The following is a 214-nucleotide window of genomic DNA, read 5'->3' as shown; positions in this document are numbered from 1 at the left end:
GACCCACTGGTATGCTAAAAAAACCAAAAAGAAAAAGTTCGGGTTCGGTGGCACCAAAACCTCGCAGGGAAAAAGCCGCAGCAATTATGCCCCCGCCCCAGTGATAGAAACGATTGACCTGAAAACGCTGGCCTGGCAGGCGCATACCCGTCCACAGGGTACCGATATCACGATTACCGACCGACAAACCGGTCAGATACATTCTGCCCCCACA

The 214-nt window shown here is 52.8% G+C and carries 1 protein-coding gene; it reads left to right on the top strand.

Annotation, left to right across the window (positions count from 1 at the left end; all coding sequences use genetic code 11):
* Positions 1-214, top strand: a 214-nt coding sequence (locus ACGF49_RS25535; RefSeq protein WP_387493658.1) for a hypothetical protein, incomplete at both ends; no start/stop codon positions are given.

Origin of the sequence: Photorhabdus sp. RM96S, from assembly GCF_042879335.1 — a bacterium.
In the GTDB taxonomy this organism is placed as follows: domain Bacteria; phylum Pseudomonadota; class Gammaproteobacteria; order Enterobacterales; family Enterobacteriaceae; genus Photorhabdus; species Photorhabdus kayaii.
Note: the sequence above shows the minus strand (reverse complement) of the source record. Positions and strands in the feature narration are given on the sequence as shown.